A 5,410-nucleotide genomic window follows, 5' to 3' on the forward strand; every position below is an offset into this window, starting at 1 on the left:
CGGATACCATTCTCGATCTGCTTGGCGACGGGTTCGTCGTCTTTGACGAGGATTGCCGCGTCGTGAAGATCAGCCGCGCGGCCTTACATTATGACGGCCGTGAGGAGCATGAGATCCTCGGACGCACGCATTGGGAGGCGTGGCCGACATCGGCGGGCTCGCCGCTCGAAGCAGCCTATGCGCGCGTTCTGGCCGAGCACGTTCCGGTGACCATGGAGCGCCGCTATCTCGGCTTTGGAAAGGATCGCTGGCTCGACCTGCGCATTTGCCCGATCCCGGGTGGCATCGTCAGCTTCTACCGGGACGTGACCGAGCGCAAACAGGCGGAGGAGGCCTTGCGCGCCAGCGAGGAACGCTTCCGCGCCCTGGTGGAGGCAGTTCCTCACCAGGTTTGGGAGACCGGGCCCGACKGCCACGTGGAATGGTTCAATGGGCGGTTCTTCGCGTTCACGGGGGCGAGTGTCGATCAACTGCGGGAAAGCGCGTGGGTGGACGTGATCCATCCGGATGACTACCCGCGTGTCGGCAAAGCGTGGCACAGCGCACTTGAGCATGGCCACGTCTTCGATTGCGAAGTTCGCCTGCTGCGGGCGAGAGATCGCGTCTACCGGTGGTGTTTGTCGACGGCCGTTCCCGTGCACGACGCCGAGGGACACGTCGTCCGGTGGATTGGAACCAACACGGACATTCACGACCAAAAAGGAACGGCGACGGAACTCGCTCATCTCAACGCGGAACTCGAAGAGCAAGTGGAGGAGCGCACACGCGATCGCGATCGGATGTGGCGCTTGTCGTCCGATCTCATGCTCGTGGTGGATTTCGAGGGACGGATCGTCGCGGCAAACCCCGCTTGGACTGCGGTGATGGGATGGGATGCGAGCGAACTCCTCGGTTTGCGTTTTCAGGACCTCGAGCATCCGGACGATTTCGATGCCGCCTGCAGCGCCTCGGACTGGGAGCGATCCGGCACGCTTCGGTTCGAGCTTCGCATGAGGCACAAGGACGAATCGCATCGCTGGATTTCTTGGACCGCGGTTCCCGAAGAAGGATTCATTCACGGCGTCGGACGCGACATCACGGCGGAAAAGGAAGCGGCGGAGGCGCTTCGGAAGGCGGAAGAAGCTCTGCGTCAATCGCAAAAGATGGAGGCCGTCGGGCAGCTCACGGGTGGCATCGCGCACGACTTCAACAATCTGCTCACGGGCGTGATCGGGAGCCTCGATCTCATCCGAACCCGCCTCGCGCAGGGACGGGTGAACGATGTCGGTCGCTACATCGAGGCCGCATTGTCGTCGGCGAACCGCGTTGCCGCTCTGACTCACAGGCTCCTCGCGTTCTCGCGGCGGCAACCGCTCGATCCGAAGCCTGTCAGCGCAAACACTCTCATCGCTTCGATGGACGAGCTGTTCCGTCGCACGGCCAGCGAAGCCATTCGCTTCGAGCAGGATTTGGCGGACGATTTATGGATGACGCTGTGCGATCCCAACCAACTCGAGAATGCGTTGCTCAATCTCGTGATCAACGCGCGTGACGCCACAACACACGGCGGGACGATCAGGATCGCCACCACCAACGCCGTTCTCGACGAAGCCTACGTGGCGACTCAAAGCGAGGTCGTGCCTGGACAATACGTCTGCATCTCCGTCATCGATACCGGAACCGGCATGTCGTCCGACGTGCTTCAGAAAGCATTCGAGCCGTTCTTCACGACCAAGCCGATAGGGCAGGGAACCGGTCTCGGACTCTCCATGGTGTACGGCTTCGTCAATCAATCCGGCGGTCACGTGCGCATCGCATCCGAGGCCGGCAAAGGCACGACAGTCGCGATATTCCTCCCACGCTCGTTCGACGAGGATGAACCGACGAACGATCCGACCGTGTATGCAAGCGGCGTCCGCGGACAGGCCGGCAAGACAGTGCTGGTCGTGGAGGACGAAACGGTCGTTCGCGAACTCATCGTGGAAATGTTGCACGACAGCGGCTACCGCGTTCTGCAAGCCGCCGACGGTCCCGAAGGTCTTCGCCTGCTGCAATCGAAGCAGGCGATCGATCTGCTTCTGTCGGATGTCGGTCTGCCGGGATTGAACGGGCGACAGCTCGCCGACGCTGTGCGGCAGGGACGCCCCGAATTGAAGGTGCTGTTCATGACGGGCTACGTGGAGAATGCGCTTCTGAAGAGCGGATTGCTCGGTCCGAGCATGGAAGTGATCGTCAAGCCGTTCACATTGGAAGGGCTGGCAGAGAAGATCGAAGCGATGATCTTCTCCAAGTGAATCCTCAAGCTCCGCGATCTGGATCGCGGAGCCCAAGTGGCGCAGTCGTCATGCGACGACAACGGTGGAGCGCCGAAGTCCCATGAACTGCAATTCGGCATACATGACGACGACGGCGGCCTGCGCAATGACGAACGCGTAGCCGGCGCTGGTGGGGTGAACCCAGCCGCTCATGAGGAGCAACGCGCTGTCGATCGCCCACAGCACGTTGCCGAGGATCACGGCCCAAGCCCCCATGCGCGGCAGGGCAGGGCGCGTCGCCAGATAGGCCAGAAGAGCCGCATAGGGCAGGAGGATGAGACCCGATATGCGCAGCAACGTCCCCGGAAGCCCGAGCATCGGTTCCAGCAACCCGGCTCCCAACATCATGAACAATCCGCAAGCGCCGCTCGTCGCAGCGTCGGCAAGCAGGGCCTGGCGAAGGAGAGGGGAGGGAATGATCGACATGATTCTATCTCCTGTAGGTCGGTTGGGGCTGTTCACGAACGCCTGATGCATCCATTGCCCGGCAGCATCCTTCGCGATTGCGGGTTCGCGGTCGATTACGTGGGAGGTAATTGGATCGACGCGGCGAGCTGCGGTATCGTTTCCTCATGACACCGAACCCAAGACCGATCGGCGAGCATCTGCGCGAATGGCGCCAACGTCGCCGCCTCAGCCAACTCGACTTGGCGGGCGACGCCGAAATATCGACGCGTCATTTGAGCTTTCTCGAAACCGGACGCTCCACGCCCAGCCGCGAGATGGTTCTCCACCTCGCCGAGCACCTCGATATCCCACTGCGCGAACGCAACCAGTTGCTCGTCGCTGCGGGCTATGCGCCGGTCTTTCGCGAGCGGTCCCTCGACGATCCGGCATTGGCGGCTGCGCGCAGAGCGGTCGATCTCGTCCTGAGCGGGCATGAGCCCTATCCCGCGCTCGCGGTGGATCGTCATTGGAACATGGTCGCGCACAATGCCGTCCTGCCACTTCTTTTTGCCGGGCTCGATCCAGCGCTCCTTGCGCCGCCGGTGAACGTACTTCGCCTGAGTCTACATCCGCAGGGTCTCGCACCGCAGATCCGCAATCTCGCCGAATGGCGGGCGCATCTCTTCGCGCGCCTGCGCAGGCAAATCGACAACTCCGCCGATCCGGTGCTCGCCAGCCTCATGGAGGAGCTGCGTGCCTATCCGGAACCGAAAGGCACCAAGCCGATCCTGGAGGATTTCGGCGGTGTCGTCGTCCCGCTGCGCCTGAGTCTCGGCGAGGCGACCCTCTCGTTGATCAGCACCACGACGCTCTTCGGCACGCCGCTCGACGTCAGCTTGTCCGAAATCGCGTTGGAAACCTTCTTTCCCGCCGATGCCGTGACAGGGGAGATCTTGCGAGGGCTGGCAACGAAGGCGCCGCCGGGCTGATCTTCCGCCGGCCTCTTAATCCTCCGTCAACCATACTGCGCGATAACGAAAGCGAGCTGGACGCCGAAGCGGGGGTCCGAGGCAGTTTGAGTTGGGTGAGAGTCGCGTGCGTTTTCGGCCTCGTCGATCGCGAATGAAATGGATCTGCGCCACCGCCGCACCCTGGGTGATTGCTGGCGGCATGCTCGTTTCGTTCACGGCCTCGGCCAGCAACGATGCTCGTTCCGGTGTGAGCGTATCCAATCGCAGCGCCGTCGCCTTTCTCGTCGAGGCGGACAATCTCGTACCGCTCGCAGGCACCGCCGCCGATGTGGGGCGCTGGAGCCTGAGCAGCGCCATTCTCAGAAACATTCCGCGCTTCGATCTGCCGGACRTGAGCCGGTCGACCAGTGTGCCTTTGCGTGACGAACGCAAAGCCGGCGTCTCGACCTATCCGAGCGTCGATCGGTCCGGCAAGGGCAATCCTGTCGTCGCGCGTGGACCATCTCTCTCGCGACAGGCAAAGGCAGCAGGGTCTCATTTCGGCCCGGCGGGAACACGGGTGTTCTTCAGCCGGGACGAACGCCTCTTGCCGCCCACCATTCTCATGCAGGGAAAAGTCGAGGGTCCATCCCTAGAGCCCGAGACGTTCGAGCCTTGGCAGGCACCGGAACTGACGACGACTCGTCAAGCGACGTCGATCCAATCCCCGGCCGCTGCCGCAGCCGGTTCCACGGGCGCCGCAGCCAGCTCGCGGACGCCAGGCGTCTATCGTGCTATCGCACTGTCCTCGACGACGCCGGCACCAGCGGATGCAACGCCCATGGAGATCGCGGCAGCGCCGGTCTCCAAACTCGACCGGCACGGCCGCGCCGACACGTCCATCGTCGCCAAATCCGACGACGAAGAGCGTCCGCGATACGCCGAGCTGATCGACCCTGACAATCTCAGCAAGGAACAGCGCTGCCTGGCGGAGGCCGTTTATTTCGAAGCGCGCAGCGAGCCCGAGGCGGGCCAGGCCGCCGTCGCCCAGGTGGTGCTCAACCGTATGAAGAGCGGTCTCTATCCGGCCTCGATCTGCGGCGTGGTGTACCAGAACCGGCACCGCCATCTCGCCTGCCAGTTCACCTTCGCCTGCGAAGGCAAGGCGCTTCGGGTCAACGAGACGGATTCGTGGGAAATGGCGAAGCGCGTCGCGAGTGAAGTGCTCGAAGGACGAACCTATCTGGCCGAAGTGGGAAATTCGACGCATTACCATGCGGACTACGTCAAGCCTTACTGGGCGCGGCGGTTGAAGAAAATGGACGTGATCGGACGGCACATCTTCTACAAATTGAGGCCCGGTCAGACCTGATCGCAAGCATGGGAACCGAGCCTCATTCCGAGGAGCGACGCAGTGGCGTCTCGGATGCGGGGCGTCTTCGGCGGTCTGTGGACGAGCCTTCGAGACGCCGCTTCGGGGCTCCTCAGGATGAGGGCGGTTCTCGTTTTACCGGTCAAGTCCGACCGAGTTGGAGCGAGACTCGTTCGATCACAATATTGCATACCTTCGTCGCCAAACTTTCAATATTGCGGCCTTTGAACTTGGTCTAGTCTCTGCGGCTTCCGACTCAGGGCCGTATCCATGTCCGCACCAATTGCCCGTTCCCGCGTTGCTCCCGAAATCGTCGTTCTCTCAGGGTGTCTGATCGCTCTGATCACGTTCGGCCCTCGGGCGTCGGCGGGGCTTTTCCAGCTCCCGATGACGGCGGAATATGGGTG

At 62.5% G+C, this 5,410-nt stretch carries 4 protein-coding genes; 3 read left to right on the top strand and 1 reads right to left on the bottom strand.

Annotated features, from left to right (window positions below; genetic code table 11):
* The coding region (locus AC1DT3_RS11330; protein WP_477465357.1) for a PAS domain-containing protein at positions 1–2,273 on the top strand (2,273 nt) is incomplete at its 5' end.
* 48 nt (positions 2,274–2,321) lie between these two features.
* Here AC1DT3_RS11330 and AC1DT3_RS11335 read toward each other — a convergent pair.
* Positions 2,322–2,720, bottom strand: a complete 399-nt coding sequence (locus AC1DT3_RS11335; protein WP_477465358.1) for a hypothetical protein — start codon at positions 2,718–2,720, stop codon at positions 2,322–2,324.
* 146 nt (positions 2,721–2,866) lie between these two features.
* Between AC1DT3_RS11335 and AC1DT3_RS11340 the strand changes: the two genes are divergently transcribed.
* The gene (locus AC1DT3_RS11340) at positions 2,867–3,670 is read left to right on the top strand and encodes a helix-turn-helix domain-containing protein (protein WP_477465359.1); all 804 of its coding nucleotides are present in this window, start codon (positions 2,867–2,869) and stop codon (positions 3,668–3,670) included.
* Between the two features lie 133 nt (positions 3,671–3,803).
* Entirely contained in the window at positions 3,804–5,003 is a 1,200-nt protein-coding gene (locus AC1DT3_RS11345) for a cell wall hydrolase (protein WP_477465360.1), read from the top strand.
* The last annotated feature ends 407 nt before the right edge of the window (positions 5,004–5,410 follow it).

Source organism: Microvirga sp. P4_G7 (genome assembly GCF_056401005.1).